Origin of the sequence: Erwinia sp. QL-Z3 (genome assembly GCF_004551645.1) — a bacterium.
Lineage (GTDB): Bacteria > Pseudomonadota > Gammaproteobacteria > Enterobacterales > Enterobacteriaceae > Erwinia > Erwinia billingiae.
This window is the reverse complement of sequence record NZ_CP037950.1, coordinates 2,761,470-2,777,045: the sequence shown is the minus strand read 5'-3', so window position 1 is coordinate 2,777,045 and position 15,576 is coordinate 2,761,470. Positions and strand designations below refer to the sequence as shown.

General features: G+C 55.9%; 17 protein-coding genes. 10 read left to right on the top strand and 7 right to left on the bottom strand.

The features are described from left to right. The first annotated feature begins 83 nt into the window (after positions 1–83). The 9 genes from rsfS to lipA all read left to right on the top strand — a co-directional run bounded on the left by rsfS (position 84) and on the right by lipA (position 8,703). Positions 84–401, top strand: coding sequence for a ribosome silencing factor (gene rsfS / locus E2F51_RS13480; protein ID WP_041691943.1), 318 nt, complete (start codon positions 84–86; stop codon positions 399–401). Positions 402–404: 3 nt separating this feature from the next. Beyond that, on the top strand, positions 405–875 hold the full coding sequence (gene rlmH / locus E2F51_RS13475; protein WP_013201274.1) for a 23S rRNA (pseudouridine(1915)-N(3))-methyltransferase RlmH: 471 nt from the start codon (positions 405–407) through the stop codon (positions 873–875). Positions 876–909: 34 nt separating this feature from the next. Beyond that, positions 910–2,814 (top strand): peptidoglycan DD-transpeptidase MrdA, encoded by a 1,905-nt coding sequence (gene mrdA, locus E2F51_RS13470; RefSeq protein ID WP_013201273.1) that lies wholly within the window; start codon positions 910–912, stop codon positions 2,812–2,814. Positions 2,815–2,816: 2 nt separating this feature from the next. Next, the gene (gene mrdB, locus E2F51_RS13465) at positions 2,817–3,929 is read left to right on the top strand and encodes a peptidoglycan glycosyltransferase MrdB (protein ID WP_013201272.1); all 1,113 of its coding nucleotides are present in this window, start codon (positions 2,817–2,819) and stop codon (positions 3,927–3,929) included. Between the two features lie 11 nt (positions 3,930–3,940). After that, positions 3,941–5,074, top strand: coding sequence for an endolytic peptidoglycan transglycosylase RlpA (rlpA, locus tag E2F51_RS13460; protein WP_013201271.1), 1,134 nt, complete (start codon positions 3,941–3,943; stop codon positions 5,072–5,074). A gap of 149 nt (positions 5,075–5,223) precedes the next feature. Continuing rightward, positions 5,224–6,435 carry a D-alanyl-D-alanine carboxypeptidase DacA gene (dacA, locus tag E2F51_RS13455; protein ID WP_013201270.1) on the top strand — a complete coding sequence of 404 codons (1,212 nt, stop codon included), beginning with the start codon at positions 5,224–5,226 and terminating at the stop codon, positions 6,433–6,435. A 133-nt stretch (positions 6,436–6,568) separates the two neighbouring features. Then, entirely contained in the window at positions 6,569–6,832 is a 264-nt protein-coding gene (gene ybeD / locus E2F51_RS13450) for a DUF493 family protein YbeD (RefSeq protein ID WP_013201269.1), read from the top strand. A 25-nt stretch (positions 6,833–6,857) separates the two neighbouring features. Beyond that, on the top strand, positions 6,858–7,571 hold the full coding sequence (gene lipB, locus E2F51_RS13445) for a lipoyl(octanoyl) transferase LipB (protein WP_371732131.1): 714 nt from the start codon (positions 6,858–6,860) through the stop codon (positions 7,569–7,571). Positions 7,572–7,737: 166 nt separating this feature from the next. Then, positions 7,738–8,703, top strand: coding sequence for a lipoyl synthase (gene lipA / locus E2F51_RS13440; RefSeq protein ID WP_134823698.1), 966 nt, complete (start codon positions 7,738–7,740; stop codon positions 8,701–8,703). A gap of 108 nt (positions 8,704–8,811) precedes the next feature. Here the strand turns inward: lipA and tatE are convergent, their stop codons facing one another. From tatE to E2F51_RS13410, 6 genes are all read right to left on the bottom strand, one after another. Beyond that, a complete protein-coding gene (gene tatE, locus E2F51_RS13435; protein ID WP_013201266.1) occupies positions 8,812–9,018 on the bottom strand; it encodes a twin-arginine translocase subunit TatE in 207 nt (68 codons plus the stop codon). A 130-nt stretch (positions 9,019–9,148) separates the two neighbouring features. Then, a complete protein-coding gene (locus tag E2F51_RS13430) occupies positions 9,149–9,919 on the bottom strand; it encodes an amino acid ABC transporter ATP-binding protein (RefSeq protein ID WP_013201265.1) in 771 nt (256 codons plus the stop codon). Beyond that, a complete protein-coding gene (locus tag E2F51_RS13425; RefSeq protein ID WP_013201264.1) occupies positions 9,916–10,890 on the bottom strand; it encodes an amino acid ABC transporter permease in 975 nt (324 codons plus the stop codon). Before E2F51_RS13425 ends, E2F51_RS13430 begins: the two co-directional genes overlap by 4 nt. Beyond that, complete coding sequence (locus E2F51_RS13420; RefSeq protein ID WP_134823697.1) at positions 10,887–11,774, bottom strand: ABC transporter substrate-binding protein; 888 nt, start codon at positions 11,772–11,774, stop codon at positions 10,887–10,889. Before E2F51_RS13420 ends, E2F51_RS13425 begins: the two co-directional genes overlap by 4 nt. 19 nt (positions 11,775–11,793) lie before the next feature. Beyond that, a complete protein-coding gene (locus tag E2F51_RS13415) occupies positions 11,794–12,588 on the bottom strand; it encodes a deaminated glutathione amidase (protein WP_134823696.1) in 795 nt (264 codons plus the stop codon). Then, entirely contained in the window at positions 12,585–13,550 is a 966-nt protein-coding gene (locus E2F51_RS13410) for a nitrate ABC transporter substrate-binding protein (protein WP_134823695.1), read from the bottom strand. The genes E2F51_RS13415 and E2F51_RS13410 overlap by 4 nt, the downstream gene beginning before the upstream one ends. A gap of 134 nt (positions 13,551–13,684) precedes the next feature. Here E2F51_RS13410 and E2F51_RS13405 point away from each other — a divergent pair, with 134 nt between their 5' ends. Beyond that, a complete protein-coding gene (locus tag E2F51_RS13405) occupies positions 13,685–15,034 on the top strand; it encodes a PLP-dependent aminotransferase family protein (protein ID WP_134823694.1) in 1,350 nt (449 codons plus the stop codon). Here E2F51_RS13405 and E2F51_RS13400 read toward each other — a convergent pair. After that, a complete protein-coding gene (locus E2F51_RS13400; RefSeq protein ID WP_013201259.1) occupies positions 15,024–15,452 on the bottom strand; it encodes a GNAT family N-acetyltransferase in 429 nt (142 codons plus the stop codon). The two genes, E2F51_RS13405 and E2F51_RS13400, sit on opposite strands and share 11 nt — an antisense overlap. Positions 15,453–15,576: the final 124 nt, after the last annotated feature.

Below are 15,576 nucleotides of genomic sequence, written 5' to 3'. Positions count from 1 at the left end.
AGCAATCCGGAAACATCTTTTTTCGGTTAGCCACGCCGCAGGCGCAGGGCAACCGCTCCGACTCAAAACCCAAGGGGAACCTTTTGCAAGGTAAAGCACTCCAAGACTTCGTCATTGATAAATTAGACGATTTAAAAGGCCAGGACATTGTTGCTGTAGATGTCCAGGGCAAATCAAGTATCACCGATTGCATGATTATCTGCACCGGCACCTCAACCCGTCATGTGGCGTCGATTGCTGACCACGTGGTTCAGGAATCTCGTGCTGCTGGCGTGGAAACCTTTGCTGTTGCAGGTAAAGCTGCCGCTGACTGGGTTGTTGTCGATCTGGGTGAAGTGATTGTTCACGTCATGCAGGAAGAGAGCCGCCAGCTTTACGAACTCGAAAAGCTCTGGAACTAAGCTGTGAAGCTGCAGTTGGTTGCCGTCGGCACTAAAATGCCGGATTGGGTGCAAACCGGGTTTCTGGAGTATTTGCGTCGTTTTCCTAAAGATATGCCGCTGGAACTGACTGAAGTTCAGGCTGGCAAGCGCGGTAAAAATGCCGACATCAAACGCATTCTTGAAAAAGAGGGCGAAATGATGCTGGCTGCGACTGGCAAAGGGAACCGCATTGTTACCCTGGATATTCCAGGGCAGCCGTGGGAAACGCCCCATTTAGCCACTCAGCTTGAACGTTGGAAGCTGGATGGCCGTGATGTCAGCCTGCTGATTGGTGGACCGGAAGGTCTGTCGCCAGCCTGCAAAGCTGCCGCTGAGCAAAGCTGGTCTCTTTCCGCGCTGACCCTGCCCCATCCGCTGGTACGGGTGCTGGTTGCGGAGAGTTTGTATCGTGCATGGAGCATCACAGCAAATCACCCTTACCATCGGGAATAGGCCATAGGATCAACCGGATACACTGAAACAGCGGATGAAATTACAACGTAACTCTTTTCGTGACTACACTGCCGAACAGTCTCTCTTTGTTCGTCGGGCGCTGATCGCCTTTATCGGCATTATCGTGCTTTCCGGTATCCTGGTGGTCAATCTGTACCACCTGCAAATTATCCGCTACACCGATTACAGTACCCGCTCAAACGAAAACCGCATCAAACTGGTGCCCGTCGCGCCCAGCCGCGGCATTATTTTTGATCGTAACGGCCTGCCCCTTGCGCTCAACCGCACGATTTATCAGATTGAGCTGGTGCCCGAAAAGGTCGATGACCTTGAAAAAACCCTGCTTGCTCTGCGCCCCATTGTCGACTTAAGTGACGAAGACCTTGTCGCCTTTGAAAAAGAGCGTAAGCGCTCACGCCGCTTTACCTCTATCGCGGTTAAAACCGGCCTGAACGATGTGCAGGTCGCCCGCTTCGCCGTCAATCAATATGCTTTCCCCGGCGTGGAAGTGAAAGGCTATCAACGCCGCTACTACCCGTACAACTCTGCGCTGACTCACGTGTTGGGCTATGTGTCCAAAATTAACGATCGTGATGTCGAACGGCTGGATAATGAAGGTAAGTGGCCCAACTATGCCGCCACACATGATATCGGCAAGCTGGGCATCGAACGTTATTACGAAGAGATGCTGCACGGCAAAACCGGCTATGAAGAAGTCGAAGTCAACAACCGTGGCCGGGTAATCCGTCAGCTTCACGAACAGTCCCCTCAGGCCGGCCAGGATATCTACCTGACCATCGACCTGAAGCTGCAGCAATATATTGAGACGCTGCTGGCGGGCAGCCGTGCCGCAGTGGTGGTGACCGATCCGCGCAACGGTGACATTCTGGCGATGGTGTCGATGCCCAGCTACGATCCCAATCTGTTTGTAGATGGCATCAGCAGTACCGATTACAACATGCTGTTGAATGATCCCAACCGGCCGCTGATTAACCGTGCGACGCAGGGCGCCTATCCGCCGGCATCAACGGTGAAACCCTATATTGCCGTCTCAGCGCTGACCGCGGGCGTGATCAACAAAAACACCAGCCTGTTTGACCCGGGTTGGTGGCAGCTGCCGGGCTCCGAAAAGCGCTTCCGTGACTGGAAGCATTGGGGCCACGGCCGCCTTAACGTCACCAAATCGCTGGAAGAGTCTGCGGATACCTTTTTCTATCAGGTGGCTTACGACATGGGCATCGATCGCCTCGGCGAATGGATGAACAAGTTTGGCTACGGGCACCTGACCGGCATTGACCTGGTGGAAGAAACGCCGGGTAATATGCCTACCCGCGAATGGAAACAGAAACGCTTTAAAAAGCCGTGGTATCAGGGTGACACCATTCCGGTGGGGATTGGTCAGGGTTACTGGACCGCCACGCCGGTGCAAATGAACAAAGCGATGATGACCCTGATTAACGACGGCATCGTGAAAACACCGCACCTGATGCAGTCCAACGTGGTGAATAATGTGCGGGTGCCTTATCGTCAGCCCGACTCACCCCCGATTGCGGATATTCACTCAGGCTACTGGGAAATCGCCAAAGACGGTATGTACGGTGTTGCAAACCGACCTAACGGCACCGCCAGAAAAAGCTTCTCTGACGCACCTTACAAGATTGCCGCCAAATCCGGTACGGCTCAGGTCTATGGCCTGAAAGCCAACGAAACTTACAATGCGCATAAAATCGCTGAACACCTGCGAGACCACAAGCTGATGACCGCCTTTGCTCCGTATGACAAGCCGCGTGTGGCCGTCACCATGATTCTGGAGAATGGCGGCGCAGGCCCGGCCGTAGGGACTATCATGCGCCAGATTTTGGACCATATTATGCTTGGTGATAACAATACCAACCTGCCGGACGCTGCCCCCGTGCCGCCCGGTTATGAGGGTGAATAGACATGAACGATCGTCACCATAAACGCACCATCTGGACCCGAATTCATGTCGATCCGACATTCTTTATTCTGATTTTTGCCCTGCTGGTTTACAGCGCCTTAGTGATCTGGAGCGCCAGTGGCCAGGATCCAGGCATGATGGAGCGTAAAATCGGCCAGATCGCCATGGGTGTGGTGATCATGCTGGTGATGGCGCAAATCCCGCCGCGGGTTTATGAAGGTTGGGCGCCCTATCTGTATATCATCACGGTGATCCTGCTGGTCGCCGTGGATGCGTTTGGCCATATCAGTAAAGGTGCGCAGCGTTGGCTGGATCTGGGCTTTGTGCGCTTCCAGCCCTCAGAGATTGCCAAAATCGCCGTGCCGCTAATGGTGGCGCGCTTCATTAACCGCGATGTCTGTCCGCCGACGCTGAAAAACACCGCCATCGCGCTGGTGCTGATCTTTATGCCCACGCTGCTGGTCGCCGCGCAGCCGGACCTGGGAACCTCAATTCTGATTGCCGCCTCCGGCCTGTTTGTTCTGTTCCTTTCCGGGATGAGCTGGAAACTGATTGCGGTGGCGGTACTGATGGTGGCGGCCTTCGTGCCGGTGCTGTGGTTCTTCCTGATGCATGATTATCAGCGCGACCGCGTTATGATGCTTCTGGATCCGGAGAGCGACCCGCTTGGCGCGGGTTACCACATCATTCAATCCAAGATTGCCATTGGGTCAGGCGGGCTACGCGGCAAAGGCTGGTTGCATGGCACCCAGTCACAGCTGGAATTTTTACCCGAACGCCACACCGACTTTATTTTTGCGGTTCTGGCCGAAGAATTAGGCCTGGTCGGCGTCCTGGTGCTGCTGGTACTCTACATTCTGGTGATTATGCGTGGCCTGATGATGGCGGCGCGGGCGCAAACCACCTTTGGTCGGGTAATGGCCGGTGGCTTAATGCTGATCTTCTTTGTGTATGTTTTCGTTAATATTGGTATGGTTAGCGGCATTCTCCCGGTGGTTGGGGTTCCATTGCCGTTGGTCAGCTATGGCGGTTCGGCGCTGATCGTGCTGATGGCCGGGTTTGGCATTATTATGTCGATTCACACCCACCGAAAACTGTTGTCTAAGAGCGTTTAAGAGGCGTAAACATGCGTAAGGATTGGCTTTGGATTGGTCTGGCTTCAGTATTGCTGGCAGCCTGTGCTACCGATGAACAGCAGCAGGCACCCGCACCACAGCAACCGGCCTACAATGGTCCGGTGGTGGAAATTGGCGGTGCCGAACCCCGTTATGAACCGCAGAACCCCGGCACCAGCCAGGACTACACGGTGAATGGCAAGACTTACAAAATCGTCAAAGATCCGTCTAATTTCAGCGAAACCGGCCTGGCCGCCTGGTATGGCGATGAGGCCGGCAGCAACCGCACCGCAACCGGCGAGCAGTTCGATCCTGATGCGCTTACTGCGGCTCACCCGACGTTACCGCTGCCAAGTTACGTGCGCGTCACTAACCTGGCCAATGGTCGCCAGCTGGTGGTGCGCGTGAACGATCGCGGTCCTTACACCCCAGGCCGGGTTATCGATCTGTCCCGAGCCGCGGGCGATCGCCTGAATATCTCGAATAACACCAAAGTGAAAATCGATTACATCAAGGTCGCGCCGGATGGCACGCTCTCGGGTCCTGGCACCATTGGCACCACCGTCGCCAAACAGAGCTATGCCCTGCCCGCCCGTCCTGATATCGCGGGTGGGATGACCACCCTGGGCGGCGGTATGACCACGATGGGTGGCGATGCCGCCGCCAGTGCCGCGTCACAACCGGAGGCCAGTCAGCAGCAGGCGCCGGAGTCGCGTCCAATTGATAACGCCAACGTCAACAGTGATGACAGCCTGGGCGCACCGGTACGCAGCAATGGATTTTTAGGTGCCGCGCAGCCGTTACGTTCTGGCGTGCTGGAAGGCAGTGAGCCGGTCGCCGCGCCGGTTGCTGCGCCAGCCGCTGCCGCCGTCGTCGCAGCACCCGCAGCGGTCGCTGCCAGCCGCCCTGCCGCTTCCGGCACCACCTATGTGGTGCAGGTCGGCGCCGTTGGCGATGCAGCCAAAGCCAAAACCTGGATGAATTCCCTGAGCAAACAGTTTGGTGTGCCGGGCGCGGTTGACAGCCACGGCAATGTTTATCGGGTTCAGCTGGGCCGCTTCACCTCTCGCCAGCAGGCCAGCGCCTTGCAGCAGCGGTTATCGAGCGAAGCGAAGCTCACCTCATTTATTACCGTCGCACCCTAACGAAATGTCATACTGACCGGCATTCAGTGCGGGCTAACAGGCTGAAAGTGCTGTTAACCTGCATGGTAAAGACGAGTGCCGGGCAGGACTGCTTTTGCTATAGTGAGTCACTTTTTTTAACTTAGCCGATGGATGTTGTAGTCCTAAACATGAACAATCTGACCTCCTACAAACTGATCAAACGCCTGACGGCGGGATCGCTGATTGCCCTCAGCCTGACTTCCTTCGCCCACGCCGACGACGTGAACATTAAAACAATGATCCCAGGCGTGCCGGATATCGATGCGGAAGCCTATGTGCTGATCGACTACAACTCAGGCAAAGTGCTGGCAGAGAAAAATGCCGACGCTCGCCGTGACCCAGCCAGCCTGACCAAAATGATGACCAGCTACGTGATTGGTCAGGCGGTCAAAGCCGGTAAAATCAAGCAGGATGACATGGTTACCGTGGGCAAAGATGCCTGGGCAACCGGTAATCCGGTGTTCAAAGGCTCTTCCCTGATGTTCCTGAAGCCAGGCGATCGCGTTGCGGTGTCCGAGCTGACGCGCGGCATCGTGCTGCAATCCGGTAATGATGCCTGTGTGGCAATGGCCGACTATGTTGCCGGCAGCCAGGATACGTTTGTTGGTCTGATGAACAACTACGTTAAAGCACTGGGCCTGCAGAACACCCACTTCCAGACCGTTCATGGCCTGGATGCGGATGGCCAGTACAGTTCAGCGCGTGATATGGCGCTGATTGGCCGTGCACTGATCCGTGACGTGCCGGACGAGTACGCGGTGTATAAAGAGAAAGAATTCACCTTCAACAATATCCGCCAGATGAACCGTAACGGTCTGCTGTGGGATACCAGCCTGCAGGTTGACGGCATCAAAACCGGTCACACTGAAGCCGCGGGCTATAACCTGGTTGCCTCCGCGACCGAAGGCCAGATGCGTCTGATCTCCGCCGTGATGGGTGGTCACACCTATAAAGGCCGCGAAACCGAAAGCAAAAAACTGCTGACCTGGGGCTTCCGTTTCTTTGAAACCGTGGCACCGCTGAAAGCAGGTAAAGAGTTTGCTTCCGAGCCAGTGTGGTTCGGCACCAGCGACCGCGTGCAGCTGGGTGTGGAAAAAGATGTCTTCCTGACTATCCCTCGTGGCCGCATGAAAGATCTGAAAGCCAGCTACACGCTGAGCAACACCGAACTGCATGCGCCGCTGGCGAAAAACCAGGTTGTCGGCACCATCAACTTCCAGCTGGATGGCAAAACCATTGAACAGCATCCGCTGGTGGTGTTGAACGATATGCAGGAAGGTGGTTTCATCGGTCGCATCGTCGATTACATTAAGCTGATGTTCCATCACTGGTTTGGCTAAGCCCGTCATGCCGGCACGCATTTGGGCAGCAATGCCCCCTTGATTTCGGCGTGAATGCACCCCATATTTGAGTTATCTGTAGACTCCCGTTACGCACAGCGGGAGTCTTTGTTTTGGCGTTACCGGAGCCCCTATGAAAACCAATCTTAAAGAACTGCTCGAATTCCCAACTCCTTTTACTTACAAAGTAATGGGACTGGCGCAGCCGGAACTGGTTGATCAAGTAGTTGAAGTTGTTCAGCGCCATGCGCCGGGTGACTACTCTCCGGACGTGAAGCCAAGCAGCAAAGGCAACTACCACTCCGTCTCGATCACCATTACCGCCACCCACATTGAGCAAGTGGAAACGCTGTATGACGAGCTGGGCAAAATCGAAATTGTCCGCATGGTGCTGTAAAAACTCTCGCTGACAGCGGGCATGGATGTGCTCTCTGTCAGCGTTATACTGCCCTTCTGTTCTCAACAGGACTGACGTTTTGCCTCACGATACCCTACTCATCCGCCAGCTGGGCTTACAGCCCTGGGCACCCATCTCTCAAGCCATGCATGATTTTACTGACCAGCGCGGTGAGCACTCTGCCGACGAAATCTGGCTGGTCGATCACCTTCCGGTCTTCACGCAGGGTCAGGCAGGCAAAGCCGAACATCTGCTGGGTCCGGGCGATATTCCGGTGATGCAAAGCGATCGCGGTGGCCAGGTGACGTATCACGGACCCGGACAGCAAATCATGTACGTGATGATCAATCTGAAGCGCCGGAAAATTGGCGTCAGGCAGCTGGTGACCGCCCTCGAAGATACGGTGATTGCCACCCTCGCCCATTTTGGCGTGGAAGCGGCGGCCAGAGCCGATGCACCCGGTGTGTATGTGCAGGGTAAAAAGATCTGTTCGCTGGGCTTACGCATTCGTAACGGCTGCTCGTTCCATGGCCTGGCGCTGAATGTCGATATGGATTTGACGCCGTTTCTGCGCATCAATCCCTGCGGCTATGCGGGGCTGGAGATGACGCAGCTTAGCGCGTTGAAAGCTGGCGTGACGCTGGCCGATGTGCAGCCGCTGTTAATCACGCATTTTGCCCGACTGTTGAACATCACTGACGTTCGCTGGCAGGCCGCCGATAACCTTATTGAAAAGTAACCGTCCGTGCGGATTTACAATTACGTCACATTTAATCGGTCTGGCTGGCTGAAACTGCCGCGCCGAGATGATATAATTTTTGCGCTTTATCAAAAAAAGTTGAACACAAGATCACTTATTTGAGTTTTATGCGGATCGCGCATGCCAACCTGGAACTTGCAAGATTATGAGTAAACCCATTCAGATGGAACGTGGTGTTAAATACCGCGACGCAGACAAAATGGCGCTTATCCCGGTTAAAACCGTGATCACCGAGCGCACGGAGATTTTACGCAAGCCGGAGTGGATGAAAATCAAGCTCCCCGCGGACTCCAGCCGCATCCAGGGCATCAAAGCTGCGATGCGTAAAAATGGCCTGCACTCCGTCTGTGAAGAGGCTTCCTGCCCTAACCTTGCAGAATGTTTCAACCACGGCACAGCCACCTTTATGATCCTCGGCGCGATCTGTACCCGCCGCTGCCCATTCTGCGACGTGGCCCACGGACGTCCGGTTGCCCCGGATCAGAATGAGCCGCTGAAGCTGGCGCAGACCATTGCCGATATGGGATTGCGCTACGTGGTGATCACCTCCGTTGACCGTGATGACCTGCGTGACGGCGGCGCTCAGCACTTTGCCGACTGCATTACCGCCATCCGAGCCAAGAACCCGACTATCAAGATTGAAACGCTGGTACCGGACTTCCGTGGCCGTATGGATCGCGCGCTGGAAATCCTCACCGCCACGCCGCCAGACGTGTTTAACCACAACATGGAAAACGTGCCGCGTGTTTACCGTCAGGTGCGCCCTGGCGCTAACTACGACTGGTCACTGAAGCTGTTGGAACGCTTTAAAGAAGCGCACCCAGACGTGCCGACTAAATCCGGTCTGATGGTTGGCCTCGGTGAAACGAACGCTGAAATCGTGGAAGTGATGCGCGATCTGCGTCGCCACGGCGTGACCATGCTGACCTTAGGTCAGTACCTGCAGCCAAGCCGTCACCATCTGCCGGTTCAGCGTTATGTCAGCCCTGCGGAGTTTGATGAGATGAAAGATGCGGCGCTGGAGATGGGCTTTACCCACGCTGCCTGCGGACCGTTCGTCCGTTCTTCTTATCATGCGGATATGCAGGCGAAAGGTCTGGAAGTGAAATAAATTGACGGGGTAAGGTGACTTGCCCTGCGTTACAATAATTTACATTATTGCAACACAAACAAAAAACGGATGACCCTGTCATCCGTTTTTTTATGCCTGAGCGGGCGATTAATCTTTGTGAACAACCTGCTCTGCTGGCTTTTCGTCAACAACCGGCGCTTTTTTAGCGGAAGTGTCGTCGTCGCTCATCGCCTTTTTAAAGCCTTTGATCGCTGACCCCAGATCGCCACCGAGAGAACGTAACTTATTGGTTCCGAACAGCAAGACGATCAGAGCACCGATAATCAGCAGTTTTGCAATACTGATACCTTCCATACACACCTTCTTTTTTAACCTGACCAATAACAAGGCCAATAACGATAAAGTGTATTAACGCGCAGATCGCCGGTCAATACAACCGCAATCTGTAACAGAGTTCTCTGTACAGAATACTCTCGCGATAATATCAGATAAACCGGCTGAGGAAAGCCTGGAATCGGGGATGCTCAGGATTCACCAATACCTTCTCAGGCGGCCCCTGTTCAACCACCACGCCCCCATCCATAAACACCACCCGATCGGCAGCCTCGCGGGCAAAACCGATCTCATGGGTCACCACCACCATGGTTAACCCCCGATCGGCCAGGGTGCGCATGGTGGCCAGCACCTCGCCAACCAGTTCCGGATCCAATGCCGACGTTGGCTCATCAAACAGCATCAGCTTAGGACGAATGGCCAGCGCGCGGGCAATCGCCACGCGCTGCTGTTGCCCGCCGGAAAGATGACGCGGCCAGGCATCGGCTTTATCGCTCAAACCCACCGTTGCCAGCAGTTCCCGAGCGTGACGCGTCGCGGCTTCACGTGACTCTTTGTGCACGCCAATCGGCGCTTCAATAATGTTCTGCAGCACGGTCATATGCGGATAGAGATTAAACTGCTGAAACACCATGCCGATCTCCTGGCGCTGGCGGTCAATTTTACGGGCCGACAGGCGCTGTAAAATCCCCTGTTTCAGCTCATAGCCAATCTGCTGCCCGCCCACCATAATCGAGCCGGCATTCATATCTTCAAGATGATTGATGCAGCGCAGGAAGGTCGATTTACCGGAGCCGGAAGGCCCGAGGATCACCACCACTTCGCCCGGCATCACATCCAGATCGATGCCTTTCAGCACTTCATTATCACCGTAACTTTTCTGTACGTTACGTGCCCGAACCAGCGGCTGCATTTCACTCATACATCCTCCTTACGGACTAATGGGCGGTTAACCATCGGCGTTGTTTTACTGTCCGCTGGCGGCTGGCGACGTTTAGTCGCTGAGACCGAGCGACGCACGCCGCGCGAATAATATCGCTCAATGAAAGACTGCCCGACATTGAGAATCGAGGTGATAAACAGATACCAGATCACCGCCACCATCAGCATCGGGATCACTTCAAAGGTCCGGTTATACACCGACTGCACCGAATACAGCAGATCGCCCATCGCAATCACGCTGACCAGCGAGGTGGCTTTGATCATGCTGATCAGCTGATTGCCGGTCGGAGGAATGATCGAGCGCATCGCCTGAGGAATGATAATCCGGCGCAGCGCACGCGCGCGGCTCATGCCAAATGCCTGGGTGGTTTCAACCTGACCGTTGTCCACCGACTGCAGCCCGGCACGAATAATTTCGGCCATATAGGCCGCTTCATTCAGTGCCAGCCCGGCAATCGCCGCGGTTAACGGGGTGATCAAATCGTTGGTGTTCCAGCTGGCGAAGATCGGGCCATCGAACGGAATACCCAGGGTGATCTTCGGGAACAAGGTCGACATGTTGTACCAAAAAATCAGCTGCACCAGCAGCGGCGTGCCGCGGAAGAACCAGATATACAGCCCGGAAAGGCCGCGCATCAGCCGGTTATCCGACAGCCGGGCGACCGCTAACAGCAGGCCCAACAGGGTGCCGAGAACCATCGACACCACCGTCAGTCCCAGCGTCACCTTTAATCCGCTCAGCACCGAGCCTTCGGTAAACCACTGCAACACCACGTGCCACTCGAAATTGGGGTTAGTGGCCACCAGCCAGCTAAAGTTGGCGGCAATCACCAGCACCACAATCCATGAGGCCAGGCGTCCGTAACGCGGTGCGCTGCGGGCAAAGGCCACGTCGCGCTGTTCCACGTCTGCCGTTTCCCTGGCTCGTGAATCCGTGGTGCTTTTTGTCATTTCGCCGCCCCTTTCGCCAGGTTAACCCCCGGTGCGCTGATCATGTTGCCATCCAGCTTCCACTTTTTCATGATCGCCGCGTAGGTGCCGTTGGCGAACAGCGCTTTATAACCGTCGAGGACCACTTTCCCCAGTTCAGAATCCTTAGGAACCACGGTGCCCTGGAAGATATCGCCAAAACCATTTTTCTTGCCCTGGCCGGTTAACTCCAGCTGGCCGTGCGCCTGGTCAACGAAGTACACCAGCGGGGCCTGAGACGAGAAGAAGGCATCGGAACGTTTAGAGCGCACCGCCAGAATCGACGAAGGCTGGTCGGTAAATGACTGGACGGTCACCGCCGGTTTACCCGCATCGGTACAGACCTGAGATTGTTTGCGGATCACCTGCTCAGCAGAGCCGGCAGCCATCACCGCAATCCGCTTACCGCAGGTATCGTCGAGGCCGTTGATTTGCGCTGGGTTGCCTTTCTGCACGGCAAACACCACAAACTCCTGCACGAAGTCGATAAAATCATTTTTAGCCTGGCGGTCCGGATAGTCGCCAATCGGGCCAATAGCTAACTGATAGCGACCTGACTTAATGCCAGCCAACACGCCCGACAGACCACTGACCGTGGCATGTTCGATCTTGATGCCCAGCAGTTGTGCCAGGGCTTCGGTTAAATCGGCAGACGCGCCGGTCATGGTGGTCGGGCCTTCAACGATCTCATAAGGCGGGAAGGAGCCGTTATTTACCGAGATCATTTTGCCAGCGGTTTTAATATCCGCCGGTAAACGGTCGTGTAACGCCTGATCGACTTTCTGCGCCGGAATGGCGTCTGCGGCCTGGGCACAACCTGCACTTAATCCCAGAGCCAGTGCAATGGCGGTCGCTATCTTTTTCATTATAAATTTCCCCGGTGTCTTATTGTTTATTCAATTCAGGACGCGCGAAACGGCGGTTTTGCAACACCGGCAGCACGTGGCGCGCATGCGCAATACGGGCCGGATCTAAATCGGCAAAGACCAGCGCCGGGGCTTCAGCGGCTTTGGCAATCGCCACGCCGAGCGGATCCACCACCAGGCTGTTACCGATATTGCGCGGGCCACATTCACCGACCGCCACCATATAACAGGTATTTTCCAGCGCGCGGGCGGTGACCAGCACTTCCCAATGCATCTCTTTTAACGGGCCTTTAACCCAGGCGGCCGGCAGCACCAGCACATCCGCACCGTCCAGCACCAGGCGACGCGCCTGCTCCGGGAAACGCACGTCGTAACAGGTCATCAGGCCAACTTTCATGCCGGCAACTTCAACCAGCGGCGGAACCTCATTGCCTGCCGTGACGTTACGGGATTCCTGCATCGCGAAGGCATCATAAAGATGCAGCTTGTCGTAGCGGGCGATGATTTCGCCGTTACGGATGGCGATCAGCACGTTCAGCGCACGACCATCGGGCGTGGGCACGTGGACGGTCATCATCGTGGTCAGCGTGTTGCCGCGGCTGGCGGCATAGACTTCCGTCAGGAACGGGCCATCGAGCGGCTGTGCGGCCTTCAGCACCAAATCAGGATCGGCAATATCACGCGCCAGCACGCCTTCCGGCAACACCAGCAAATCGGCACCACCGGCCAGCGCCTGGGCCATTAAACCGGTGCAGGTCACGGCATTTTCCTGCCACTCGCGGCTGACTGCGAACTGTCCTAATGCAACTTTCATCGTATTGATCCTTTGGTCACGGCCGGGAACAGATCCTCAGGCGTAAGGCATTGAGAAGTAATTCCCTGCTCAAAAAGCTCTGTGCCGAAATCGGCAATCATCTTCTTGTTAGCGTCAAAACCATTTGCGTTCCAGTCGGCAGGTAAATCCTGCGCGGTGCGTCGCAAATCGTCCAACAACCAGGGGGTGGTATCGGCATACTTTTCGCGCTTGTCGTTCCACATTTTGGCCGATTGATCGATCAGCTCGCTGAGCTGCTGAGGAATGTCCGGATGGGCTTCGGCAAAGGAAGATTTAAAGGCCAGCAGGTGATGGCCAGGGATATAGCCAACCCGGTTGAAGTAATCCAGTTCTGCCTGACGGAAATCAGTCTGCAACTGGCGCAGGCCGGAGCCTTTCAGGAAGAAGCCCTGTGGCATAAACGGCGTAAAGACGGCATCCAGTTCACCGGCACGCAGCAGGTCGATCAGCGGGTGCTCGCCGGGTGCGGCTTCAATGCGGCCCGGACGGCCAAAACCGTTCAGACGGTCAACGACGGGATGGTCAGCCGTCAGGCGACCGGCAAACCAGTAAGCATCATCAATATCGACGCCGGCTTCACGCAGGACCGCGCGGGTCCAGGTATTGCCGGAATCCTGCCAGCCGGTCACGCCAATTTTGGCCCCCTTTAACTGCTCAAGAGAGACGATTGGGTTGTCTTCGGTGGTGATGATGCAACGCTGGCGGAAGCCACGCATCAGGATGTGGGGCAAGGCGAGTAAGGCGCTGTCACCTTTTGCCCTGCCCTGAGCATAGCGGCTGAAGGAAATTTCTGCCGCGTCATACTCGCTGCTGGTCGCCAGGTCGCCGACCAGCGTACCCACGCGATGCACTTCCAGCGCAAACCCCTGCGGTTTGATATCGCCCAGCGCCAGCGGCGTGAAGTAATCCCAATCTCTAACTGCCAGTCTGATCGTGACCATCGTTATCTCTCTCTGCCCTGAAGAGCGCCGGAACGGGGCGCATAATTTGTGTGCAATTACTGCTTGAATTCGATACTAGATCGATAATAATAGCTGTACAATAATTTCTTTGTTACTGAACAAACGGATTTCTTATGACCTCAACGCTGGACCTGCGCTGGTTTGCTGAACGCCTTACCGATGCTTCTGTTAAAGGGATTGCCGGGGTGACGGCGGGCCTGATTCGCGAAGGGCAAATCCCGATAGGCACGCATTTGCCTTCGGTTCGCGATCTCGCAGAAGCGTTAGGCGTCAGTCCGGCGACGGTTTCCGCCGCCTGGGGACAGTTAAAGCGGCAGAAGGTGATTGCCGGGAAAGGCCGCAGCGGGGTGTGGGTCTGTGGCGATAACGTCACGCCGAGGCCGGTGCGTTTTGAGAAGATCGGCAATTATGGCGACAATATCCGCGCCGATCTGGCCATGGCGTCCCCCGATCCGGCGTTAATGCCCGATCTGCAGGAGGCGATGCGCCAGGGCGTTCTTTGCCCACAGCTCAACAGCTACCAGCGCGATCCGATCTCGCAGCCGTTGCTGGAGGCGATCAAACCGGACTGGCCTTACCGGGCCGACGCCTGGCTGGCGACCGAGGGCGGCTTTGCGGCGATGAATACCCTCGTGCAGACGCTGTTTTCGCCAGGAGAAAAGGTGATCATTGAGGATCCCACCGCCACCAGGCTGCTGGATATTCTGGACAATATTGGCGCCGAAGTGATGCCGCTGGCCTGTGATGAGCACGGCCCGCTGCCTGGGGCGCTGGCGATGTTACTGAACAAAGGCGCAACCGCCTTTATCTATCAGCCGAGGACGCACTCCGCCACCGGCCATACGGTCAGTGAAGCACGCAGCGAAGCGCTGGCGAAAGTGTTAATGGGTACGCGAACGTTGATTGTGGAAGATGATGGCATCGGCGAATTGTCGGTGCATCCGGTCTGGAGCCTGGGCCGTTATTTTCCGGAACGTACCCTGCACGTTCGTTCTTACTCCAAGGCTTACGGACCCGATCTGCGGCTGGCGGTCCTTTCTGGCCCGTCTGAGCACCTTAAGCGTATTCAGTCATGGCGCAATTTTGGCGCCGGCTGGACCAGCCGCATAACTCAGCAGGCAGTGGCATGGATGATTAACGATCCCGCGACCCAGCAGCAGATACAGCAGGCGAAAGCGATTTACGCTAAGCGTCGCCGCGAGCTGCTCAGCGCGCTGGCAAAGCGAGGCCTGGAACTGCCGGACCGTGATGGTCTGAGTATTTTTATGCCGGTGCAATCGGAGCAGTTTGCGATGATCACGCTGGCGGCACGCGGTATTGCCGTCCTGCCAGGGGAACGCTGCCGCATTGGAGGGATTCAGTTTATCCGCGTCAGCATCTCAATGATCCAAAGTGACCGCATTGAGAGTATTGCCGACGCTCTGCTGCTGGCCAGTGGGCTGGACAGTAACGCTATTCGTTGAGGTCTTTGATCAGATAACGGGGAGATTCGCTGTAACCTTCCCGGGCATAAAACGCATTGGCTTTGATGCGGTGCGCATTGCAATGGACTTCCATCCGGTCGCAACCCCGCTGCTTTGCCACCTGTTCCGCATGCTGCAGCAACTTTTGTCCTGCGCCTTTGCTGCGCTCACCTTCTGCCACGCAGAAGTAGCTAACGCGGGCAAAATCACCGGCCAGCGCCAGCTGGGGAATAAAGTGTAAAGACAGGAAACCCAGCACCGTGTTGCCATAAACGGCAACCAACAGCTCCTCGGTCTGGTCATCAATCAGCTGTGCAAGACGCCGTTCAATAAACCCTTCGGTATTCTCGTAGCCCAGTTCGGCTAACAGGGCACTCAGGGCAAAACTGTCATTGGCTTCCGCCAGACGGATTTTCATCACGCTTCCTCCAGTTATGAGCCTATGCAGGGCCCTCTCGCCTATGTTTATAGCTTGCCCGGCAGGATAAGCAAGTGTCAGAAACCGGGCGGTTGTTACAGACCCGCAGCCGCATTTCAGGCCA

What these genes read in the sequence shown, in the direction of transcription:
- mrdA (WP_013201273.1), top strand. Translation starts at nt 910, where the DNA reads ATGAAATTACAACGTAACTCTTTTCGTGACTACACTGCCGAACAGTCT.
- mrdB (WP_013201272.1), top strand. Translation starts at nt 2,817, where the DNA reads ATGAACGATCGTCACCATAAACGCACCATCTGGACCCGAATTCATGTC.
- rlpA (WP_013201271.1), top strand. Translation starts at nt 3,941, where the DNA reads ATGCGTAAGGATTGGCTTTGGATTGGTCTGGCTTCAGTATTGCTGGCA.
- dacA (WP_013201270.1), top strand. Translation starts at nt 5,224, where the DNA reads ATGAACAATCTGACCTCCTACAAACTGATCAAACGCCTGACGGCGGGA.
- ybeD (WP_013201269.1), top strand. Translation starts at nt 6,569, where the DNA reads ATGAAAACCAATCTTAAAGAACTGCTCGAATTCCCAACTCCTTTTACT.
- lipB (WP_371732131.1), top strand. Translation starts at nt 6,858, where the DNA reads ATGTGCTCTCTGTCAGCGTTATACTGCCCTTCTGTTCTCAACAGGACT.
- lipA (WP_134823698.1), top strand. Translation starts at nt 7,738, where the DNA reads ATGAGTAAACCCATTCAGATGGAACGTGGTGTTAAATACCGCGACGCA.
- tatE (WP_013201266.1), bottom strand. Translation starts at nt 9,018, where the DNA reads ATGGAAGGTATCAGTATTGCAAAACTGCTGATTATCGGTGCTCTGATC.
- E2F51_RS13430 (WP_013201265.1), bottom strand. Translation starts at nt 9,919, where the DNA reads ATGAGTGAAATGCAGCCGCTGGTTCGGGCACGTAACGTACAGAAAAGT.
- E2F51_RS13425 (WP_013201264.1), bottom strand. Translation starts at nt 10,890, where the DNA reads ATGACAAAAAGCACCACGGATTCACGAGCCAGGGAAACGGCAGACGTG.
- E2F51_RS13420 (WP_134823697.1), bottom strand. Translation starts at nt 11,774, where the DNA reads ATGAAAAAGATAGCGACCGCCATTGCACTGGCTCTGGGATTAAGTGCA.
- E2F51_RS13415 (WP_134823696.1), bottom strand. Translation starts at nt 12,588, where the DNA reads ATGAAAGTTGCATTAGGACAGTTCGCAGTCAGCCGCGAGTGGCAGGAA.
- E2F51_RS13410 (WP_134823695.1), bottom strand. Translation starts at nt 13,550, where the DNA reads ATGGTCACGATCAGACTGGCAGTTAGAGATTGGGATTACTTCACGCCG.
- E2F51_RS13405 (WP_134823694.1), top strand. Translation starts at nt 13,685, where the DNA reads ATGACCTCAACGCTGGACCTGCGCTGGTTTGCTGAACGCCTTACCGAT.
- E2F51_RS13400 (WP_013201259.1), bottom strand. Translation starts at nt 15,452, where the DNA reads ATGAAAATCCGTCTGGCGGAAGCCAATGACAGTTTTGCCCTGAGTGCC.